The organism is Microbacterium sp. 1.5R (assembly GCF_007667425.1).
Lineage (GTDB): Bacteria > Actinomycetota > Actinomycetes > Actinomycetales > Microbacteriaceae > Microbacterium.
The window spans coordinates 2,150,378-2,171,839 of the sequence record NZ_VDRC01000001.1 but is presented as its reverse complement, the minus strand read 5'-3'; the positions used below and the strand labels follow the sequence as shown (position 1 = coordinate 2,171,839).

At 68.9% G+C, this 21,462-nt stretch carries 21 protein-coding genes; 6 read left to right on the top strand and 15 right to left on the bottom strand.

The features are described from left to right. Positions 1-43: 43 nt before the first annotated feature. Complete coding sequence (locus tag FSY98_RS10385; protein ID WP_144876355.1) at positions 44-598, bottom strand: GNAT family N-acetyltransferase; 555 nt, start codon at positions 596-598, stop codon at positions 44-46. Between the two features lie 532 nt (positions 599-1,130). Between FSY98_RS10385 and FSY98_RS10380 the strand changes: the two genes are divergently transcribed. Continuing rightward, positions 1,131-1,445 (top strand): hypothetical protein, encoded by a 315-nt coding sequence (locus FSY98_RS10380; RefSeq protein WP_144876353.1) that lies wholly within the window; start codon positions 1,131-1,133, stop codon positions 1,443-1,445. 32 nt (positions 1,446-1,477) lie between these two features. Here the strand turns inward: FSY98_RS10380 and FSY98_RS10375 are convergent, their stop codons facing one another. The 3 genes from FSY98_RS10375 to FSY98_RS10365 form a co-directional block, all read right to left on the bottom strand. After that, complete coding sequence (locus tag FSY98_RS10375; RefSeq protein WP_144876351.1) at positions 1,478-3,040, bottom strand: DHA2 family efflux MFS transporter permease subunit; 1,563 nt, start codon at positions 3,038-3,040, stop codon at positions 1,478-1,480. Further along, positions 3,037-3,666 (bottom strand): PadR family transcriptional regulator, encoded by a 630-nt coding sequence (locus tag FSY98_RS10370; protein WP_186307618.1) that lies wholly within the window; start codon positions 3,664-3,666, stop codon positions 3,037-3,039. The genes FSY98_RS10375 and FSY98_RS10370 overlap by 4 nt, the downstream gene beginning before the upstream one ends. Before the next feature lie 62 nt (positions 3,667-3,728). After that, a complete protein-coding gene (locus FSY98_RS10365) occupies positions 3,729-3,944 on the bottom strand; it encodes a DUF2945 domain-containing protein (RefSeq protein ID WP_144876347.1) in 216 nt (71 codons plus the stop codon). Between the two features lie 126 nt (positions 3,945-4,070). Here FSY98_RS10365 and FSY98_RS10360 point away from each other — a divergent pair, with 126 nt between their 5' ends. After that, on the top strand, positions 4,071-4,961 hold the full coding sequence (locus tag FSY98_RS10360; protein ID WP_260857354.1) for a phosphoribosylaminoimidazolesuccinocarboxamide synthase: 891 nt from the start codon (positions 4,071-4,073) through the stop codon (positions 4,959-4,961). A 214-nt stretch (positions 4,962-5,175) separates the two neighbouring features. Further along, the gene (locus tag FSY98_RS10355; protein ID WP_144876344.1) at positions 5,176-6,531 is read left to right on the top strand and encodes a uracil-xanthine permease family protein; all 1,356 of its coding nucleotides are present in this window, start codon (positions 5,176-5,178) and stop codon (positions 6,529-6,531) included. Positions 6,532-6,660: 129 nt separating this feature from the next. On the opposite strand, the gene FSY98_RS10350 is transcribed toward FSY98_RS10355, so the two are convergent. The 6 genes from FSY98_RS10350 to FSY98_RS10325 form a co-directional block, all read right to left on the bottom strand. Next, positions 6,661-7,323, bottom strand: coding sequence for a TetR/AcrR family transcriptional regulator (locus tag FSY98_RS10350; RefSeq protein WP_144876709.1), 663 nt, complete (start codon positions 7,321-7,323; stop codon positions 6,661-6,663). A 179-nt stretch (positions 7,324-7,502) separates the two neighbouring features. Next, a complete protein-coding gene (locus tag FSY98_RS10345; RefSeq protein ID WP_144876342.1) occupies positions 7,503-8,498 on the bottom strand; it encodes a LacI family DNA-binding transcriptional regulator in 996 nt (331 codons plus the stop codon). A 59-nt stretch (positions 8,499-8,557) separates the two neighbouring features. Then, positions 8,558-9,988, bottom strand: a complete 1,431-nt coding sequence (locus FSY98_RS10340) for a GH1 family beta-glucosidase (protein WP_186307617.1) — start codon at positions 9,986-9,988, stop codon at positions 8,558-8,560. 5 nt (positions 9,989-9,993) lie between these two features. Then, positions 9,994-10,881, bottom strand: coding sequence for a carbohydrate ABC transporter permease (locus tag FSY98_RS10335; protein ID WP_144876338.1), 888 nt, complete (start codon positions 10,879-10,881; stop codon positions 9,994-9,996). Then, positions 10,878-11,915, bottom strand: a complete 1,038-nt coding sequence (locus FSY98_RS10330) for a carbohydrate ABC transporter permease (protein WP_144876337.1) — start codon at positions 11,913-11,915, stop codon at positions 10,878-10,880. The genes FSY98_RS10335 and FSY98_RS10330 overlap by 4 nt, the downstream gene beginning before the upstream one ends. A 214-nt stretch (positions 11,916-12,129) precedes the next feature. Continuing rightward, entirely contained in the window at positions 12,130-13,437 is a 1,308-nt protein-coding gene (locus tag FSY98_RS10325) for an ABC transporter substrate-binding protein (protein ID WP_144876335.1), read from the bottom strand. 253 nt (positions 13,438-13,690) lie between these two features. On the opposite strand from FSY98_RS10325, the gene FSY98_RS10320 reads away from it, so the two are divergent. The 3 genes from FSY98_RS10320 to purQ all read left to right on the top strand — a co-directional run bounded on the left by FSY98_RS10320 (position 13,691) and on the right by purQ (position 15,562). Further along, complete coding sequence (locus tag FSY98_RS10320) at positions 13,691-14,221, top strand: adenine phosphoribosyltransferase (RefSeq protein WP_144876333.1); 531 nt, start codon at positions 13,691-13,693, stop codon at positions 14,219-14,221. Between the two features lie 388 nt (positions 14,222-14,609). After that, entirely contained in the window at positions 14,610-14,858 is a 249-nt protein-coding gene (gene purS, locus FSY98_RS10315; protein WP_017204254.1) for a phosphoribosylformylglycinamidine synthase subunit PurS, read from the top strand. Beyond that, on the top strand, positions 14,855-15,562 hold the full coding sequence (purQ, locus tag FSY98_RS10310) for a phosphoribosylformylglycinamidine synthase subunit PurQ (protein ID WP_144876331.1): 708 nt from the start codon (positions 14,855-14,857) through the stop codon (positions 15,560-15,562). The genes purS and purQ overlap by 4 nt, the downstream gene beginning before the upstream one ends. 37 nt (positions 15,563-15,599) lie before the next feature. On the opposite strand, the gene FSY98_RS10305 is transcribed toward purQ, so the two are convergent. Genes FSY98_RS10305 through FSY98_RS10285 form a run of 5 tightly spaced genes read right to left on the bottom strand, consistent with a single transcriptional unit; the run spans position 15,600 to position 21,376 of the window. Then, on the bottom strand, positions 15,600-16,706 hold the full coding sequence (locus FSY98_RS10305) for an ROK family protein (protein ID WP_144876329.1): 1,107 nt from the start codon (positions 16,704-16,706) through the stop codon (positions 15,600-15,602). Beyond that, complete coding sequence (locus tag FSY98_RS10300; RefSeq protein WP_186307616.1) at positions 16,703-17,815, bottom strand: ROK family protein; 1,113 nt, start codon at positions 17,813-17,815, stop codon at positions 16,703-16,705. Before FSY98_RS10300 ends, FSY98_RS10305 begins: the two co-directional genes overlap by 4 nt. A gap of 53 nt (positions 17,816-17,868) precedes the next feature. Then, entirely contained in the window at positions 17,869-19,539 is a 1,671-nt protein-coding gene (locus FSY98_RS16710; RefSeq protein WP_186307615.1) for a hypothetical protein, read from the bottom strand. Between the two features lie 2 nt (positions 19,540-19,541). After that, complete coding sequence (locus tag FSY98_RS10290) at positions 19,542-20,396, bottom strand: carbohydrate ABC transporter permease (protein ID WP_144876325.1); 855 nt, start codon at positions 20,394-20,396, stop codon at positions 19,542-19,544. Beyond that, entirely contained in the window at positions 20,396-21,376 is a 981-nt protein-coding gene (locus FSY98_RS10285) for a carbohydrate ABC transporter permease (RefSeq protein WP_222119148.1), read from the bottom strand. The genes FSY98_RS10290 and FSY98_RS10285 overlap by 1 nt, the downstream gene beginning before the upstream one ends. Between the last annotated feature and the right edge of the window lie 86 nt (positions 21,377-21,462).

Here is a 21,462-nt window from a genome sequence, read left to right as displayed (position 1 = left end):
CTCGGATCGGATGTTGCGACCGGACAGCCGCCGAGATTCCACCCTACTTGGCGCGCGCCTGCGGCCCCGCGACGTCGATCCAGTACCGGCGCAGCATCGAGTGGCCGCGAGCGCTCTGATCGCTCACGTCCTGCAGCAGACCGCCGGCCCGCTCGATCGTGCGGTACGACCCGACGTTGTCGTCATCGCAGGTGACGAGCACCCGGTCGAGGCCGAGTTCGCGGGCGCGGTCCAGGGCGAGCGCGAGGCCGGCCGAGGCGTACCCCTGGCGGCGCCGCGAGGCGCGCACCGCGTAGCCGATGTGGCCGCCGGCCTCGCGGAGGAATTCGTTGAGCTCGTGCCGGAAGGACACGAAACCGACGACCTCGTCACCGTCGACGATCCAGTAGAGATCGTTGTGCACAGCGCCCTCGGGGGCGGGCGTGGAGGTGTCGGCGAGCAGCTCGGACTTCGCGATGAGAGCGTCGAGTGTCGCCCGGTCGGGAGTGACCGGCGCCTCGAGACCGGATCCGTCGACGTGGCCCGCTCCGAACTCGGCGACGGCCGAGGCCCAGGAGTCGAAGAGAGCGGACGTGGGACGGACGAGTACGACGGTCATCGACCGATGCAATCACACCCCGTCGCGACCGCCAAACCGCAGGCCGCGTCGGCTGGCGGCGGCTAAGCAGCATCCCCCGGTCGTTGAGCGAGCGAAGCGAGACGAAACGCGCCGAGCAGCCTTGTCATCCGATCAGACGCGGCGCGCAGGTAGGACGGGATGGGCGACTCCTGTTTCGAGGTCGAAAGGTGCGGAGGATGTCGCTATCTCGGTATAAAGCGGTCTCATCCTCTTTTCGGGACCTTTGCTCTCCATTTCACTGTTGACGCGAGCAACTGCGGCTCGCGTAATTCAGACGACAAGGAGTTCAACATGTCCCCAAGAACGAAGCGGCGCACAGCTCTTCTTAGCCTCGCGCTGATCGCCTTTCTCGGGTCAAGCCTTCCCACGGCTGCGAAAGCTGCCGTGTATATGGCAACCGCGAAATGTCAGGTGGTTCAGATCAAGCCTCATAGTGTCTAGGGCTACGTCGAAGGCTACGGTGAGGGTAACAGCGAACTGAACGCCCGTTCGGCCGCACTGAAGGACGTCGATGCTCGAATTGAGACTGGGCAGTACAAGCGCCATTGCCAAGTCGATGTGTCTTCACGCAGTGGTCGTCCTGGCGGACGTCGATTCTGAGAAGAGGCGCATCATGGCAAACGCATCTGAAGCCCATGTCGTGGAGTTTCGAATCGGGCTCCTCGCAGATTCCGAGATAACACGAAGATTGAAGAGTGAGCTCGCGAGACTGCTGGAGGCTGAACCCTACGACAAACTGCCGTGGATGATCACGTCGATCGACTCCGACGAAGTAGCGGATGCCTACCCGGATTTGTGGCGCGAGGCGGCTCTCCGCAAGAGGTGACGGGAGATGACGCGCTGCAGGCCGCTCCGGTATCAGGCGGTGGGCGCGGGGTCGGTGGCGGGAGCGGATGCGGCGGGCGCACCGGCATCCGTCGACGCGGGCGCTCCGCGCAGGAAGAACGCCGCGATCAGTCCGATCACGATCACGCTCGCCGGCAGCAGGATCGCCTGCGACATGGCCGCAGCGAACCCGTCGGCCACCTGCGGAGGCAGGGTGCCACCAGCGCTGATCGATCCGGCGGAGTCGCCCATCCCGGGCAGGTTCGCCTCGAGCCGCGCCTGCATGAAGGTCGCGATCGCGGCGGATCCGATGACCGATCCGATGGTGCGGGTCGTGTTGTAGATGCCGGCGCCGGCACCGGCCTGCCGCATCGGCAGGCGGCGGGTGGCGGTGGTCGCGAGCGGACCCCACATGCCGGCGCTGCCGATGCCGAGCAGCGCCGACGGGAACAGGAACATCCAGATCTCGGTGTCCATGCGCACGAGCGACGAGTACCAGGCGAGCGCCGAGGCGAAGATGACGAGCCCGGGGATGAGGATGAACCGCGGGTCGGTGCGGTCGAGGATCTTCCCCGCCAGCGGGGCGAGCACGCCCGAGAACACGGCCATCGGGATCATCAGCAGCGCCGCCTGCGTGGGGGCGAGGCCGCGGGCGATCTGCAGGAAGAACATAAGCGGCAGCGACATGCTCGTCACCGCGAAGCCGACGGTCGCGATGGCGATGTTCGCGCCCGAGAAGTTGCGGTCGCGGAAGAGCTCGAGCGGCACGAGCGCCTCGCTCTTCGTATTCCACTGCTGCAGGATGAACAGCCCCATCACCACGATGCCGGCGATGATCATGCCCCACACCGAGATCGGGCCCCAGATGACGCCCCAGTCGTACTTCTCGCCCTCCTGCAGGCCGAACACGACGAGGAAGATCGCGACGGCGCTGAGCAGCACGCCGAGGATGTCGAAGCGGTGGTGGTGGGTCTGCAGCTTCGGCACGAGGATCCATGCCGCGACGAAGGCGATCACGCCGACGGGGAGGTTGACGAAGAAGATCCACTCCCAGCCGAAGCCGTCGACGAGCACACCGCCGAGCAGCGGGCCGACGAGCGTCGCGACACCGGCGGTCGCACCCCAGAGACCCATGGCGGCACCACGCCGGTTCGGCGGGAACGTGCGGGTGATGACGGCCATCGTCTGCGGCGTCATGAATGCGGCGCCGAGACCCTGCGCGGCGCGCGCGACGATCAGTCCCTCGAGCGAGGTGGACAGACCGCACCAGAGCGACGCGAGCGTGAAGATCGCGAGACCGATGAGGTAGATGTTCTTCGGACCGAAGCGGTCGCCGAGGCGTCCGGTGATGAGCAGCGGCACCGCGTAGGTGAGCAGGTAGGCGCTCGTGACCCATACGACGTTGTCGAGGTTGTTGGTGTTCGGGTCGAGCGCGGCCTTGATCGCCGGGTTCGCGACCGAGACGATCGTCGTGTCGACGAGGATCATGAAGAAGCCGATGACGAGCGCCCACAGGGCTGGCCAGGGGCTCGCGGGGCGCTGTCCGGCGGCGAAGGTGCCCGTGTCGGGTCCGGTCGCCTGGCGGGATTCGGTCATTGCTGTGCAGCCTTTCGCTGAGCGAGGTAGCGATCTGTATCGGTGAAGGCGGTCGGCCCCCAGGGGAGGTCGTCGCCGTCGAGTCGGGTCAGAAGAGAGTCGAGCCAGCGCAGTTCGGCGCCGAGCAGGACCTCTTCCCTCTCGATCTCGACGAGCACCTGGGCGGGGACGCCCTTGGCTCTGGCCTTGTCGAGGCCGTGCCGGTGCATGTCGTGGGCGTCGACGAGCGCGGCGCGACGCTGCTGCAGCAGTGTGCGCGTGTCGTCACGTTCGAGGTTGTGGGCTTCGGCGAGCGCGATGCGGAAGTCGGTCTCCCGGTCGACGCGCGGCAGCTCGCGGCGCACCCACGCGATGACGGCGTCGCGTCCGGCATCCGTCAGCGTGTAGGTGGTGCGCTCCGGACGGTTGCCGTCGCGATCGATGCCGATCTCGTCGATCAGCCCGTTCTTCTGCAGTCGCGAGACCGTGTGATAGAGCGTGCCGTTGGTGATGGTCAGCAGGCGGTCGTCGTGACGGGCGCGCAGCAGTCGCACCATTTCATAGGGGTGCATGTCGCTCTCGCGCAGCAGCGCGAGCACCATGACCCCCATGGGCGTGAGTGTGTCGACCGGGCTCTTCACGACCATCCTCCATCTCGACTAGTCCACGTGGACTATACGCCTGATGGAGCGTCGACGACAAGTCGTTGTCAGCTCTTCAGCTTGCGCAGCGCCGACCCCTTGTGCGCCGCCTCGTCTCCGCTCTTCTCCGACTTCACGATGAACGCCGGTTCATCATCGGATGCCGTGAAGTGCTGCCCCGCGAACTCGAAGTCCGCGGTCTTCTTCTGCTGCACGGTTCCGCGGGTGCGTCCCTGCGAGGTGTTCCAGCTCACCCGATCACCCTTGGACAGATCCTTCGACATGAGTCCTCCACTCTGCGCTTCACTCGTCACTTCGCTCGTCCCTTCGAGCGTCGCTGAGGGCGGATGCCGACGCCAGCCCTTGACACGGGGCGCACCGCCACTTCCCCGACCCGCGATAATGGCCGGGTGAGCACTCCTTCCGACAGCACGGCCTCCGACAGCACCGCGCAGACGATCCCCGGCTGGCGCCACCTCTACTCGGGAAAGGTGCGCGACCTGTACGCATCCGAGGATCCCGGTGACACCCGCATCCTCGTCATCGCGTCCGACCGGGTCAGCGCGTTCGACTTCGTCCTGTCGCCCGGCATCCCACAGAAGGGCGCACTGCTGACGCGGCTGAGCCGCTGGTGGTTCGATCGCCTCGATGTGCCGAACCACCTCACCGACGGCGACGTTCCCGCATCGGTCGCCGACCGGGCCATGCTCGCCCAGTCGCTGGAGATGCTGCCGATCGAGTGCGTCGTGCGCGGCTACATCACCGGCTCGGGATGGGCGGAGTACACCGAGAGCGGCACCGTCTGCGGCATCCCGCTGCCCGAGGGTCTGCAGAACGGCGACCGGCTGCCCGAGCCCCTCTTCACCCCGGCCTACAAGGCGCCGATGGGCGAGCACGATGAGAACATCACGTTCGAGAAGGTCGAGGAGCTCGTGGGTCCCGAGCGCGCCGCCGAGCTGCGCGAGGCCTCGCTGGCGATCTACGCCCGCGCCGCGGCGATCGCCGAGGAGCACGGCCTGATCCTCGCCGACACCAAGTTCGAGTTCGGCACCGACGTCGAGGGCGTGCTCCGCCTGGCCGACGAGGTGCTCACCAGCGACTCGTCGCGGTACTGGGATGCCGAGGCCTGGCGCACCGGCACCACGCCGAGCGAGCGTATGGCGAGCTTCGACAAGCAGATCGTGCGCGACTGGCTCGCCGCGAACTGGGACAAGCAGGGCGAGCCGCCGGTCCTCCCCGACGACATCGTGGAGCGCACCGCCGACCGGTACCGGGAGCTGATCGAGCGGCTCGGGGCCTGACCCGCTCCTGACCGCCGCCCGCTGCGAAGGAGATCTTCCGCAGGGAAGGACCTATCCGCGGTTTCTGTCCTTCGTTGCGGGACATCTCCTTCACACGTGTGCGCGGTCACGCGGGAGACCTCACCCAGGGAACACTCCTCACCCAGGGAACACTCAGGAATCGGTAGTGTTGCTCCAGCACTCCCCTCCCTCCCCCGATAACCGAGGAGCCCGCATGCCCCTGTGGAAGACCCACGGAAACGGCCGCACGGTCGAACCAGGCGCCGTCGTCACCCCCGGCGAGCGCCTGAACTGGCCGGCCACGATCGCGATCGGCGCCCAGCACGTCGTGGCCATGTTCGGCGCCACGTTCCTCGTGCCGACCCTCACCGGCTTCCCCGTCTCGACGACGCTGCTCTTCAGCGGTCTCGGCACGCTCATCTTCCTGCTGATCACGAAGAACCAGCTGCCCAGCTACCTCGGCTCATCGTTCGCGTTCATCGCGCCGATCACCGCCGCGGTCGCCGCCGGCGGCACCGGTTCGGCGCTCGCGGGTGTGGTCGCCGTCGGCATCCTGCTCACCGTCGTCGGTCTCGTCGTGCAGTTCGCGGGTCTGCGCTGGGTCGATGCGCTGATGCCCCCGGTCGTCGCCGGTGCGATCGTCGCGCTGATCGGCTTCAATCTCGCCCCGACCGCCTGGAACAACTTCCAGCTCGACCCGATCACCGCGACGATCACGCTCGTCGCGATCATCCTCTTCGCGGTGCTGTTCCGTGGGTTCCTCGGCCGCATCTCGATCTTCCTCGGCGTCGCGGTCGGCTTCATCTGGGCCGCGTTCAACGGATCGTTCGACGTGCCGAACGCGCTCCGCGGCGGCAAGACGCCCGCCGAGCTCATCGCCGACGCCCCGTGGATCGGGCTTCCGCAGTTCCAGCTGCCCGACTTCGTCGAACCGGGCACCTGGTCGACCATCGCCATGTTCCTGCCCGTCGTGCTCGTGCTCGTCGCCGAGAACGTCGGACACGTGCGCGGTGTCGCCACCATGACCGAGGACGCCTCGATCAACAAGCACACCGGACGCGCGCTCATCGCCGACGGCGTCGCCACGACCATCGCCGGTGGTTTCGGCGGATCGGGCACCACGACCTACGGCGAGAACATCGGCGTCATGGCCGCGACCCGCGTCTACTCGACGGCGGTCTACTGGGTAGCCGGTCTCTTCGCGATCCTGCTGGCCTTCTCTCCGAAGGTCGGCGAGGTCTTCAACTCGATCCCCGCCGGGGTGCTCGGCGGAGCGACCACGGCCCTCTACGGCCTGATCGGCATCATCGGCATCAAGATCTGGGTCGACAGCAGGGTCGACTTCTCACGGCCCGTCAACCAGTACACGGCCGCGGTGTCGCTCGTGATCGGGATCGCCGGCTTCTCGATGAACCTCGGCGACTTCGCCTTCGGCGGCATCGTGCTCGGCACGGTCGCCGCGCTGCTGATCTATCACCTGGGCAACCTCATCGCCCGCGCACGCAAGACGGGCGCCGACGACCCGAAGCCGCTCGAGGCGGTCGGTCCGCTTGGCGGCGACCCCGCCTGACACTCGCGAGATCCGACGGGCGGCTCGGTCCGCGGATGCTGTGCGCAACGGCATCCGCTGATCGGGCCGTTCCGCATTCGACGACGGGGCCGCGACGGGCGCCTGCTTCACGGCTCGACGGCCGTGCTCTCAGCTGCTGCGGACGGCGCGGATCGCGCGGATGCGCAGGTCGTCGTCGCGCGGCGGGAGGTCGAGGGCGAGGGGCGCCGTGGGCTCGGGCAATCCGTAGAGGCGGTGCATCCAGCGACGTGCGTCTTCGAGGGGGAAGGACTCGCCGTACACGGCGTACTTGATGATCGCGCCTTCGAGGGTGCTGCGCAGCATGATCTCCTCGAGGGCCGGATCCTCGGCGCCCCGCTCGCGGAAGAGCGCACGCACGATATTCTCGGACTCGGTGGCCTGCGGGCCGAAGCGCTCCTCCGACTCCGCGAAGAGCCGATGCGTGACGGGCTGCTGCTGCATCGACAGCACAGCCCTCTGCACGGGCATCGCGAATCCGGTGGCGAGGAAGACGCCGTCGATGATGCCAGCGAGCCTCTCGTCGGGGGTGCCCGGCACCTGCGGGATCGCGAACAGCATCTCGAACCACCGGTCGATGACCGCCGAGATCAGCTGATCCTTGCCGCCGAAGTGGTAGTTCGCGAGACCCTGGGCGACTCCGGCGCGCCGGGTGATGTCTGCGATGCTCGCTCCGGCGACGCCCTTCTCGCCGAACAGCTCGATCGCCGCGAGGAGGATGTTCTCGCGTGCGCGCTCGCGGGCCTGCCTGTTCTGCTCGTCGGAACGGGCCATGGTGTCCACTTCCCCAGGATCGGACGGCACCGAAACCGATGCCAATCCACTAGACTATCCTTTGAACGAACATTCAATGTTTCGCGGACGGTCATATATCGGGCACCGACCGTCATCAACGACACGGGTGCGGGCCCCCTCGGAGGGGCGTCGGGTCCGCACCCGTGTACTTCCTCGGATCAGGCGGAACCGCGGACCACCAGCTCGGTCGGCAGGATGGTCGTCGACTCCGGCGCCTCACCGGCGAGGCTCGACAGGAGCACGCCGGCCATCGCTTCGCCCTGTGCGTACATCGGCTGCCGCACGGTCGTCAGCTGCGGATCGGTCGTGAGGGCGACGGAGGAGTCGTCGTACCCGACGATCGCCACGTCGTCCGGAACACGGATGCCGGTGGCGCGGAGCGCGGTGAGCGCCCCTCTCGCCATGAGGTCGCTCGCCACGAAGATGGCATCGGGGGCGCCCGTCGCGAGGATGCGGCGCGCCGCATCCGCTCCGCTCGCCTCGCTGTAGTCGCCCGCCTCTTCGGCGAAGGGCGCGAGCCCGGCATCCGTCAGCGCATCGCGGAAACCCTGCAGTCGGTCGCCGGAGGACACCATGCTGAGCGGGCCGGTGATCGTCGCGATGCGGCGGCGGCCCGTGCTCAGCAGATGCTGAGTCGCGGTGCGCGCACCTGCGACGTTGTCGACGTCGACCACGAAGTCGCCGTCTCGAGGGCGCATCGGGCGACCGCCCCACACCACCGGCACCGCGTCGGCCACCCGCTCGACGAACGCGTCGCTCGTGTGATGCGAGACGATCAGGGCGCCGTCGACGCCGCCGTTTCGCACGAAGCTCGCCATCTTGTCACCGGGATCGTCGGTGGCGATGAGCAGGTTGAGGAGGTAGTCGGAGCCGCGGAGAGCGCCCGTGATACCCGCGACGATCGCCGCGAAGAACGGATCGCCGAAGAACGTCGTCGTATCCTCCGGCACGATCAGCGCGATCGCATGAGTCTGACGCGAGGCGAGCGACCTCGCTGCGCGATTGGGCACGTAGTTGAGCTCGGCGATCGCGCGCTGCACCGCGTCGAGCGCCTCGGGGCTCACCGCGGTCGAGCCGTTCACGACACGGGACACCGTCGACCGCGACACCCCGGCCGTCGAAGCCACCTCTTCGATGGTCGCGCGAGTCGCCACGGCTCTCCCCTCCGCCCGGCCCACGTCGTCCGGGTCGTGCCAGCTCCGCCGGCCCGGCGTCACAGAGCTCGTGCGGCGATGATCCGAGCGTACTCCCGGCCCGAGTCCTTCACACTGCGCTGCTGGGTTTCATAGTCGACCCGGACGATGCCGAAGCGCTTGTCGTAGCCCCAGGCCCATTCGAAGTTGTCGAACAGGGACCAGTAGAAGTAACCCCGCACGTCGACACCGGCATCCGCCGCGTCGAGCACGGCCGCGAGATGCCGGCGGAGGAAGTCGGCGCGGTCGTCGTCGTGCACCCGCGTCTCGCCGTCTTCGACCACGGACACGTCGTCGTACGCGGCGCCGTTCTCCGTCATGTACAGCACGGTGCCGGCCGGCTGCGCGTACTCGGCCCACACCCGCTGCAGCAGTCGGGTGAGACCTTCGGGCTGCACCTCCCAGCCCTGCGCGGTGCGGGGCAGACCGCGCTCGACCGGGTGGATGCCGGCACTCGACGGATACGGGCTGCGCACCGGACGGGCGGCCTCCGGCACGCTCGCCTGCGGAGCGGCCTCCGGCTCCTCCCCCGCGACGAGGTCGCCGTGGTAGTAGTTCACGCCCTGGGTGTCGATGTGCTGCGCGATGGTGTCGAGGTCGCCGTCGTGCACGGCATCCTCGAAGCGGGCCACCGCCTCGGCATCGACCGCACGGATGTCCTCGATGATGTCGGCCGGGTACTGCGCGCGATAGATCGGGTCGAGGAACCAGCGGTTGAATTGCCCGTCGACCCGCCGGGCCGCATCGACGTCGGCCGCGTTCTCGGGGTCGGCCGGATCGGCGACCGTGTGATTGAGCGTGATCCCGAGGTTGAGGCTCGCGTCGCGTCCGCGCAGCTCGCGCACCGTCTCACCGTGGGCGAGCAGAAGGTGGTGCGAGGCGAGCAGCCCCTCGGCGATGCTCGTGTGCCCCGGCGCGTGCTCGCCGCCCGTGTACGACAGGAACGACGAGCACCACGGCTCGTTCAGCGTCGTCCACACGTTCACGCGGTCGCCGAGCGCGTCGTGCATGGTGCCCGCGTACTCGAGGAACCGCCCCACGGTGTCGCGGTTCGTCCAGCCGCCCGACTCCTGCAGCGCCTGGGGCATGTCCCAGTGGTACAGCGTCAGCCAGGGCAGGATGCCGGCGCCGAGCAGCTCGTCGACGAGACGCTCGTAGAAGTCGACGCCCTGCGGGTTCACCGCGCCTCCATCGGGGCGCACGCGCGACCACGAGGTCGAGAAGCGGTACGTCTGCAGACCCAGGTCCTTCATGAGAGCGACGTCCTGCGGGTAGCGGTGGTAGTGGTCGCAGGCCACGTCGCCGTTGTCGCCCCGCACCACGGCACCCGGCTCGCGACTGAACGCATCCCAGATCGACGCCGTGCGTCCGTCGTCGAACGCCGCCCCCTCGATCTGATAGGCCGCCGTGGCGGCTCCGAACAGGAAGTCCTCGGGGAACGCGCGGGTCATGGACGTCATCCTTTCACCGCGCCGGCCATGATGCCACTCACGAGCTGGCGCCCCGCCACGACGAAGAGCACGAGCAGCGGAAGGGTCGCCAGCACGGCACCGGCGAGCACGATGGAGTAGTCGATGTAGTAGCCCGACTGCAGCTGGCTGAGCGCCGTCTGCAGGGTCGGGTTCTGCGGCGACAGCACGATCAGCGGCCACAGGTAGTCGGTCCACGCGGTCATGAACGTGAACAGCCCGAGGATCGCCATGGCCGGGCGGGCCGCCGGCACGCCCACCGTGAGGAAGGTGCGGAACTGGTTGGCGCCGTCGACGCGCGCCGCCTCGATCAGCTCGTCGGGGATCACGTCGACCAGGTACTGCCGCATGAAGAACACCCCGAACGCGGTGACGAGGGTCGGCACGATCACCGCGCCGATCGAACCGGTCCAGCCGAACTCCCGCATCAGCATGAAGAGGGGGATGATCCCGAGCTGCGTGGGGATGGCCATGGTCGCGATCACGAAGACCATGAGTCCATCGCGTCCGCGGAAGCGGAGCTTCGCGAAGGCGTACCCCGCGAGGGTCGAGAACGTCACGACCGAGAGCGTGATGATCCCCGAGATGAGGAACGAGTTGCCGAGCGCGAGCCAGAACGGGATCGCGTCGAGCACCTTCGCGGCGTTGGTGAAGAAGTTGCCGCCCGGGATCAGCGGCAGCGTCTCGCCGCGCGTCGCATTGGTGCCGCCGGCCACGACGATCGACCACCACAGCGGATACACGCTGCCGATGATGAAGGCCGCGAGCAGCCCGTACGTCAGGAAGCCCGGGCGGCTGCCGATGCCGGCGTTGCCCCCGACTGCCCGGCGCCTGCGGATCTTCTCGGGCACGCTGAGCGCCTGCGTCGCGGTCATCGGGCATCCTCCGAGGTCGTGGTGCGGGCGCGTCGCCGAGCCGCGCGGGTGCGGGGGCCGTCGCCCGTCGAGATCCGTCGCGAGATCAGGAAGTTGATGACCCCGATGCCGACGATGAGCAGGAACAGCAGGATGGCGACGGCCGACGCCTCGCCGAGGTCGCGGCGGAAGAACGCCATCTCCCACAGGAAGAGCACGGTCGTCTGGAACTGTCGGTCGCTGCCGCCGATGCCGCCCGCCGTCGAGACGTCGAAAAGTCGTGGTTCGGCGAAGATCTGCAGGCCGCCGATCGTGGCGGTGATGATCACGAAGATCAGCGTGGGGCGGATCGTCGGGATCGTGATCGAGAAGAAGCGTCGGGCGGCGCCCGCTCCGTCGAGCGCCGCGGATTCGTACAGGTCGCGCGGCACGGCCTGCATCGCCGCAAGGAGGATCAGGGCGTTGTACCCCGTCCAGCGGAAGTTCACCATCACCGCGATCGCGATGTGCGACAGGAGGGTGTCGTGCTTCCACTGCTGGTCGGCGATGCCGACCAGATTGAGCAGGTTGTTCGCGAGACCGTCGGCCTCGTTGAAGATGCTCGAGAAGATGATCGCCACCGCCACCGGGGTCACCACGAACGGGATGAGCACACTCATGCGCCAGAAAGTCGGCGCCCGCAGACCGCGGTCGAGAAGGTACGCGATGAGCAGGGCGACGGCGAGCTGCGGGATGGCCGAGAGCACGAAGATGCTCAGGGTGTTGCCGACGGAGTTCCAGAACATCCCGTCGGCGAGGATCTCGGCGAAGTTGCCGACGCCGACGAACTCGCCCTGCCCCTTGAGCAGGTCCCATTCATGCACCGCCACCCACACCGTGTACAGCAGCGGGAAGAGTCCCACGAGTCCGAACAGCAGGAAGAACGGCGAGATGTAGAAGTAGGGCGACGCATTCTGGTCGAACCGCGAGAGGCGGTGCCGCCAGGGGCGCAGCGGCGCGGCATCCGCCTTCGATGTGGCGGATGCCGTCGCCGGACGCTCGTCGGTGAGAGTCATGAGGGTTCCTTGTCGGTGGTCGGATGCGGGTGCGGAGGTCTGGGCGGATCACCGCGTGTCGTCTCGGTCGACTCCGTCGTCCTCGCTCAACGACCCGCGGTATCGGGAACCTGCGGGTCGTTGAGCGAGCGGAGCGAGACGACACGCGGTACCCCTCACCCGGGTCGTTGAGCGAGCGGAGCGAGACGACACGCGGCGCGATGCCGGGACGCGGTCAGCCGACCAGCTCGTTCAGCAGGCCGACGGCCTGCTCCCAGGCGCCCTGGGTGTCGGTCTCCCCGCGGTCGAGCGCGCTGAGCGCGGGGCCGAAGACGTTTTCCTGGATGACCGAATCGTCGGCGCCCTTGAACTGCGCGACGACCCCCTTGGCGCGCTCGGCGAGGATCGCACCGGTCGGCGCGTCGTTGAAGAACGCGTTCGGCGTGGCATCCGATGCCAGGGTCTCCTGCGCCTTGACCGTCGACGGGAAGTTGCCGGCCTCCGCCGACTGCTTGACCTGCTGCTCGGGCTGGGTCAGCCAGTCGGCGAGCTCGGCCGCCGCCTCCTTGTGCTGCGAGGTCTCGGGGATCGACAGGAAGGCGCCGCCCCAGTTGGCCGCGCCCCCGGGGAAGACGTCGGCGAAGTCCCAGCCGGTCGTGGCATCGCCGCCGCCCGCCTCGACCTGACCCTGCACTACGCCCAGCATCCAGCCGGGGCAGACGAACGTGGCGAAGGTGCCGTCGACGAACGACTTGCCGCCGTTCCAGTCCCACGCGGTCTGCGCGGCGGACTGGCCGCCCTCGGTCGCGGCTCCCAACAGCTCGAAACGGTCCTGCAGTTCGGCGTTGCCCTCGACGTTCAGCTCGCCGTCGGCGGTGTAGTACCCCTCGTCGAGCTGGTTGACCATGGCGTTCCAGACGAAGCCGGAGTGGTCGTACCAGGCCTTGCCGGTCTTGGCCGTGTAGTCGGCGCCGACGGAGAAGTAGTTCTCCCAGTCGCCGTCGAGAAGCTGGGCGACCGACTCGCGGTCGCTCGGCAGCCCGGCCGCTTCGAACGCGGCGCCGTTGTAGCAGATGCCGCTGGGCCCGATGTCGGTGCCGTATCCGATGACGCGGCCCTCGGCATCCGTCGCCTGTCCGTACTTCCAGTCGACCCAGTCGCTCTTGCGGTCTTCGATGCCGTAGTCGCGGAGGTCGACGAACGTGTCGGAGACGTCCATGACCGCGCCGAGCCAGCCCTCTTCGATCGCGACGATGTCGCTGAGGCCGGAGCCGGCGGCGATCTTCGTGAACGCATCGGTGCGGGCGTTGCCGCCGGTGTCGATGTTGGTCGCCTCGATCGTGACGTTCGGGTGGGCCTTCTCGTATTCGTCGTAGAGGTCGTCGTAGCCGAAGGTGCCGAACGTGGTGACGGTCAGCGTGATGTCGCCGTCGCCTCCCTCAGCGTCGCCGGATCCGGTGGCTGCGCAGCCGGCGAGGGCGAGGACGGAGACGGATGCCGCGGCTGTCGCCGTGAGGATCCGGGTGCGGGCACGTGTGTTCACTGATCACTCCTTTGTGGTGGGTCGTGCGGGGTGGTGCATGTGGTGCATGTGGATGCCGTGGGAGCGCTCCCACGGTTGATCAGTCACTCTATGGGAGCGCTCCCACAACGTCAACCACCCATATGCGACGCGAGGTCCGTGCGCACTCCTCAGAGATCCGCTCCGACTCGCACCATCGCCCCGCGCTCGCAGCCCGCACCCGCGCTGTGGCCCTTGTTTCTGAGGAATCCTGCACCGGCGGTACCCTGGGGCAGTGCCCGAAGCCGCCCTCTCCCCCGCCCTCGTCCGCGCCCAGACGCTGATCCGCAACGTGCCGGATTACCCGCAGCCGGGCATCGTCTTCCGCGACATCACACCGCTCCTCGCCGACGCCGAAGCGCTCCGCGTGACGACCGAGGCCATCGTCGAGCCGTTCGCCGGGCAGTTCGACGTCGTGGCAGGAATCGAGGCACGAGGCTTCATCCTGGCCGGGGCCGCGGCCATCGCCGCAGGCGTGGGCCTCATCCCGATCCGCAAAGCGGGCAAGCTGCCGCGCCCTGCGGCATCCGTCGACTACGCCCTCGAGTACGGCACGGCGACGATCGAGATGCACGACGACCTCCCCGCCGGATCCCGCGTGCTGTTGATCGACGACGTGCTCGCCACCGGAGGCACACTCGCCGCGGGACGCCAGCTCGTCGAGCGCCTCGGCAGCCACGTCGTCGGCATCTCGGTACTGTTCGAGATCGACGGCCTCGGCGGCCGCGACGCGATCGGCGACCTGCACACGGTCTTCCACGCCTGACCCGCGCGGCCTGCATCCCGCCTGTCCGAGCCTCGCGTGATTCCCCGAGCCTCGCGTGATTCACCGAGCCTCGCGTGACTCGCCGAGCCGCGCGTGATTCACCGAGCCTGGCGTGATTCGCCGAGCCTGGCGTGATTCGCCGAGCCTGGCGTGATTCGCCGAGACCCCGGATACGCGTCGAGACCCCGGGCCACGGCCGCCCACAGGACGGGGTCTCGACGACAACCCGGGGTCTCGGCGAGCAGGGCGGCGCGCAGCCCGGTGAGCGGGGCGGCGCGCAGGGCGGCGCGCAGGGCGTCGCGCAGGGCGGGGCGTCGCGCAGGGCGGGGTGCCGCGCCGGAGCCGGTAGACTGGGGGCGCCCGTCCGCCCGCGACTCTTGGAGCCGTCATGCCCACCATCGTCGTCGACGTCATGCCCAAGCCCGAACTGCTCGACCCCCAGGGGAAGGCCGTCTCCGGCGCGTTCGCCCGCCTCGGTGTCGAGGGCTTCACCGACGTCCGCATCGGCAAGCGCTTCGAGCTCACGGTTGAGGGCGAGGTCACCGACGAGGTGCTCGCCGAGGCCCGCCGCATCGCCGACGAGGTGCTGTCGAACTCCGTGATCGAAGACGTCGTCGGCATCGAGGTCGCCGAATGACCACGCGCATCGGGGTCATCACCTTCCCGGGTTCGCTCGACGACCGCGACGCGCAGCGCGCCGTCCGGATGGCCGGCGCCGAGCCCGTCGCCCTGTGGCACGGATCGCACGACCTCGAGGGCGTCGATGCGCTCGTCCTCCCCGGCGGCTTCAGCTACGGCGACTACCTGCGCGCCGGCGCGATCGCCGCTCTCTCGCCGATCATGGCCGAAGTGAAGGATGCAGCGGCCAAGGGAATGCCTGTGCTCGGCATCTGCAACGGCTTCCAGATGCTCGTCGAGGCGCACCTGCTGCCCGGCGGCCTGATCCGCAACGACCACCAGCATTTCGTCCGCCGCGACCAGAAGCTCGTCGTGGAGAACTCCGACACCGCCTGGACCAACCGGTTCCGCACCGGCCAGGAGATCGTCATCCCCCTCAAGAACGCCGACGGCGGTTACATCGCGGATGACGAGACGCTCGACCGCATCGAGGGCGAGGGCCTCGTGGCCTTCCGCTACGCGGGCGTGAACCCGAACGGGTCGCTCCGCGACATCGCGGGTCTGACGAACGAAGCGGGCAATGTCGTGGGGCTCATGCCCCACCCCGAGCACGCCACCGAGCCAGGCTTCGGCCCCGATACGACGGCGGCGATGCGCAGCGGCGTCGACGGGCTCGACTTCTTCACGAGCGCGGTCTCCGCGGTCGCCCGCGCCGCCGCCTGACGCCGCGCGCGGCGCCTCACGCGAGCGGGGCGACGCGTCAGCGGATGCCGAGCTCTTCGGCGACCACCAGAGCGGTGCCGCCGAGCAGCACGATGTCGTCTCCGCGCACGGCCACGCGGATCTCGAAGTCGTCGGTGACGATCGCCAGCGCCTCGTGCTCGATCGCCGTTCTCGTCGCCTCGAGGAAGACGTCGCCGACCACATCCGGCGGGCCCGAGAGCACGACCTGCTCGAGGCCGAGCGCGGCGACCACCGGTGTGAGAACCCGCCCGAGCGCCTGACCCGCTGCGGCGAGCACCGCATCGGTGCCGTCACCCGCATCCGCCAACCGGCGTCGCATATACGGGGTGGCGGCCACGACCTCGAGGCATCCCCGCCGACCGCAGCGGCACACCTCGCCGTCCTCGTCGACGAGCACGTGCCCGATCTCTCCCGCGGTGAAGCGGTCGCCTGTGACGAGCGCCCCCGCGACGATCACGCCGCTGCCGATGCCCTGGCCGATGCGCACGAGGGCGAGATTGTCGACGACCGGGTGCCCGTAGGTGCGTGCAGCGAGCGCAGCGGCGTTCGCATCGTTCGCGACGTGCACGGGAACGGGCACCACCGCCGACACGGCAGCGCCGACGTCGAGGTCGCGCCAGCCGAAGGCGACGGCTTCGCGCACGACACCGTCGGCGTTCACGACACCGGGAGATCCGACGCCGACGCCGAGGACGCGCACGGTCGACCGCTTCACGAGGGCGGATGCCAGCGCGCACACCTTCTCGAGCAGGGCGTCGCCCCGTGCACCGTCCGTCGGCACGCTCATGGTGTGCACGACGTCGCCGACGAGGTTCATGATCGCGCCCGTCAGCTCCGCATACGCCGAGAGGTCGAGTGAGACGACGTGGTACGCGTCGGGGTTGAGCGCGATGAGCGTGCTCGGTTTGCCGACGCGCCCCTCGGGGCTGGGTCCGCTCTCGCGCACGATGCCCTCGGCGGCGAGGTCGTCGACGATGCGCGAGACGCTGACCCGGGTGAGGTCGGTCGCTCGCGCGAGGTCGGCGCGGCTCATCGCGTCGCTGCGGAACAGGGTGCGGAGGATGAGCGAGCGGTTCGCCTGGCGCGTGTGCTCGGGGAGCGCCTTCTCGCCTCCTGCCCTCACGAGATGCCCAGTTCCGCCGAAAGCACGGCGACGAGCGGACCCTGCAGCGCGAGCAGCGCGCCCTCTGCGGCGATGTCGACCCCGATCGAGCTGGTCGTCGACGGCAGGGTGCGCTCCGCGAGATGTACGCGGGTGCGCTGGGCGAAGTCCTCGTCGTAGACGTCTTCCGGTCCGACGATCACGACGTGGGTGGCGCCGAGCAACGAGATGATGGGTGCGACGGCCGCGGCGAGGGCGTCGGCTGCGTCGTCGATGACGACCGCCCGCTCCTCGCCCTCGTCGAGCCGACGCCGCAGGGCCGGCACCGCGACGATCGCGTCGAGGCAGCCCGAACGTCCGCAGAGGCACTCGGTCTCACGGCGGGGATCGACGACGACATGGCCGATCTCGCCGGCGGTGAAGTCCATGCCGTCGATGAGGTTCTCGCCCACGATCAGCCCGGCGCCCGCTCCGCGCTGGATCGTGACGATGAGGATGCTGCGCCCATCGTTCTCGCGGAACGTGTGCACGGCCAACGCGATGCCGTTCGCGTCGTTGACGACGTGCACGGGAAGGTCGAATCGCGTGCTCAGGGCTCCGCGCACGTCGGCGTCGAAGAGTCCGAGGTGCGGAGCGAAGCGCACGACGCCCTCGCGGTCGACGACACCGGGGCTGCCGACTCCGATGCCGAGCACCGGGGCGGGCGCCAGGGCGAGGAGCTCCTCGGCGAGTGCGATCGCCTTGGCCACGGCGTCGGATCCTCGCTCAGCGGCGATGTCGACGCGTTTCTGGTGCACGACCCGACCGCGGAGGTTCATGATGGCGCCGCGGAACGACCGGGTGTCGGAGAGGTCGAGGCTGACGATCGAGCGCGAGTCGTCGTCGATCGCCACCAGGGTGGCCGGCTTGCCGACTCGCACGTCGGTGGAATGCCCGAGCTCGGCGAGGATGCCCTGCTCGATGAGGTCGGCGACGATGGCCGACACCGTGACCTTGTTCAACCCGGATCCGCGCGCGATGTCGGCCCGACTGCGCGGCCCGTCGTGGAAGAGGGTCTGCAGCAGCATGGCACGGTTGCGCAGGCGGTTGTGCTCGGGGAGCGCCTTGGTCGTGATGCGGAGATCGGCCACAGCCCATTGTCTCCCGACGCGCCGATCCGTCCAGCCCGGTCTCGGGTCCGACGTCATCGCCGGGCGGCGCGGCGCCGACGGAGCAGTGCGACGCCGGCGAGCAGCGCGCCGCCGGTGAGCATGGCGCCCCCGGCGAGCAGCACCGCGGCCAGTGGCCGGTCGGCTCCGGTCTGAGCCAGCAGGGCTCCGGATGAGTCACTCGGCGAGGCGCCGGCGCCGGACGGCTCGTCTGCTCCCGGAGCGACCGGCGGAGCGGAAGGCGGCTCGGAAGCAACCGGGTCCTCCCCCGGAACCGACGGATCGCCGGGAACCGGCTCGCCCGGAACCGGAACCGGCTCCCCCGGAACAGGCTCCCCCGGGACCGACGGCTCCCCGGGGACGACGGGCGGGACCTCGGTGCCCGGCGGTGTCGCGTCCTCGTCCGCGAGACGGAACGGGTTGTATCCCGCGAGCGCGAGCAGGTACCACGAGGTCGCGCCGGTGTGCAGGCTCGAGTAGTACAGATCGCCGAACCCGGTGTCGAGGCCGTCGCTGGATGCCGCGACGATCCCGCGGCCGTCTCCGTTCTCTGCCTGACGCTGCGCGAGCTCGGCGGCCGCGAGGATCGAGCGGGTGTACCCCGCGTCCTCCGGCGCATCGCGGAGCCGCAGAGCGAGAGCGAGCTGGCCGGTTCCCTCGAACCACACCTTCGACACGTCGGCGTTGCTGAACGCCGGTCCCTCGTACGGGGCGTCGACGGCGTGCAGGTTCTCGACCGTCCAGGCCAGAGCCGACCCGTAGCGTTCGTCGAGGGTCGCGATGAAGCTCCAGGTCTGCGGATCCAGCGGGATCGGGAAGTAGTTGGTCGAGACGCCATCGGTGTGCGTGCCGGTCCAGAGGAACCCGTCATCCGTCTGCATGGCCGCGACGAAGCCTGCGGCGAGCGCGGCACGCTCGGTCCACACGGTGTCGCCCGTGAGGGTCGACAGCTGCGTGAAGAACGCCGTGACGTCGATGTTGTGCTCGGTCGATTTGAACGTGAGCGGGTTGCCCTCGGCATCCTGCCCGCCGATGTAGCCGAACGGCTGCCGGTCGGTGTCGACGGTGTTCGTCACGATCCAGTCGGCGAGACGCAGGGCCCCGTCGAGGTAGCGCTGTTCTCCGGTGAGGTCGAAGAGGCGGGCGAGGGCCATGCCCACCCAGGCTTGGTTACCGGTGTTCGAGGCGGCGGAGCCGATCTCCACGGCACCCACGCTCAGGCTGGCCGGCTGGTACGAGGCACGCGTGCGCCCATCGGAGAACATCGGGTCGTTCGCCTGCACGAACAGCAGCGCGTCGCCGATCGACTGCGCCCGGCGGACGTCGTCGGGCAGACCCCGCGCGGCGTAGGCCATGACGATCAGCGCGTCGTCGTAGAGGAACGACGAGGTGTAGTCCCAGTCGGGCGTCGTGAAGAAGCCGCCCTGGTAGCTGCGGGGCAGACACATCGCGTCGGCGCTGCAGTATTCGTCGACGCGGTCGTCGAGGAACTCGTAGGCGAGGGCGGCCGACCGTTCGTAGTCCACCTCGCCGGCCGGGTCGACGTACCACTCCGAGCCCATCGCCGCCGGAGCGGCGGATGCCGGAGCGGCGGATGCCGGAGCGGCGGATGCCGGAGCGATGCCGAGACCGAGCACCGTCGCGACGGCGACGGCCGCCGTCGCCATCCGGGCGCCCTTCCGGGTCAGGATGCTGTGAGCGCGCATGATCAACCCTTCACCGCGCCGGCGGACATGCCGGTGACGAGGTTGCGCTGGATGATCATGAAGAACACCACGACCGGGAGCGAGAACAGCGTGGCCGCGGCCATCTGCCCTCCGTAGTCGGTGCCCATCTCACCGCCGACCGACACGGTGAAGGAGTTCAGCCACACCGGCAGCGTGTAGCTCGCCTGGTCCTTCATGAACGTGAACGCCACGATGTAGTCGTTCCACGCGGCGATGAACGCGAACACGCTGCTCGACACGATGCCGGGCATGACGAGCGGGAAGAGCACCCGGGTGAGCACCTGCCAGGTGGATGCGCCGTCGATGCGCGCCGCCTCGTCGATCTCGATCGGGATGGCGAGGAAGAAGCCGCGCATCACCCAGATGGAGAAGGGCAGCACGCTCGCGACGTACGCGAAGATCAGACCCCAGTAGGTGCCGAGCAGCCCCATCGAGTTGAAGATGAGGAACTGCGGGATGAGCAGCGCCGTGCCGGGGAGCATCTGCACGATGAGGATGAGCACGAGGATCGGGCGACGCCCGCGGAATCGGAATCGCGACAGAGCCGCGGCCGCGAAGATCCCCAGGACGATGGCGAAGATCACCGCCCCGGCGACGACGATCACCGAGTTCTGCAGGTAGACGACGAACTGCCCCCGACCGATCGCCGTGAAGAAGTTCTCGAGGGTGGGGGTCTCGGGGAGGAAGTGCGGCGTCGTGCTCAGCATCTCCGAGCGCGGCTTGAAGGCCGTGTTCACCATCCAGTAGACGGGGAACGCCCACACGATGCAGAAGACGATCGCGATCGTGCTGCTGATCCAGGGGCGCCGACGCAGGCGGCGGGTGCGGGTGGTCATCAGAGGTCCTCTCCCGTGCGCACGAGATTCCGGATGTACAGGGCGCTGAGGCCCGCGAGGATGATCGTCGATGCGACCGCGATCGCCGAGCCGGTGCCGATCTGCAGGTTGCCCGAGAACGCCGTCGTGTAGGTGAAGACGCCGAGGGTCGAGGTGGCGCCGTTCGGACCGCCCTCGGAGATGAGCCAGATCTGGTTGAAGACGTTGAAGTCCCAGATGATCGAGAGCATCGTGACGAGCAGCAGCGTCGGGGCGATCGACGGCAGCACGACCACCCGGTAGACGGTCAGCTCCGAGGCGCCGTCGAGGCGGGCGGCCTCCTTCAGCTCGATCGCGACCTGGGTCTCGGCCGCGTACAGCGTGAGGGCGATGAAGGGCACGGCGCCCCAGACGACGAGCAGCCAGATGCAGATCCAGGCGAGCACGGGGTCGGAGGCCCAGTCGCGGCTGGTCATGTCGCCGAAGACGCGCAGCTGCGTCAGCATCCAGTTGATGACGCCGTACTGCGGCTGGAACAGCCAGGACCAGACGATCGACGAGGCGACGTTCGGCATCGCCCACGCGAGGATCAGCACGACCGTGGTGACGTGGCGGAGCGATGCGGGCAGCCGCGTCATCAGGTGCGACATGCCTGCGCCGATCGCGATGCTGCCGACGACGAGCGCGAGGGTGAAGACGATGGTGCGGATCAGCGAGAGCCAGAAGCCCTCGTCCGCCAGCACGGCCGCGTACTGGTCGAAACCGACGACGTCGAAGGCGCCGGTGAACAGCGTGCGCTGGTTGTAGTTCGTGAACGACGTGAAGACGAGGAAGCCGATCGGCAGCAGCGTCACGAAGACGATCATGAGCCCCGCGGGGGTCAGCAGCCAGAAGGGTGCGGACGATCGGGTGGTGCCGCCGCGGCGACGCGCGGGTGCCGGGCGGCCGCTCCGCGAGGAGGGAGCGGGAGCCGGCGGGGACTCGACTGAGGTGGTGACCAAGGACTCGCCCTTTCGTCGGAGCGGTCGGGCCGCATGGCGGCGGCCGGAGGGGATCGAGGAGGAGGATGCCGCGCGCTCGGCGTGAG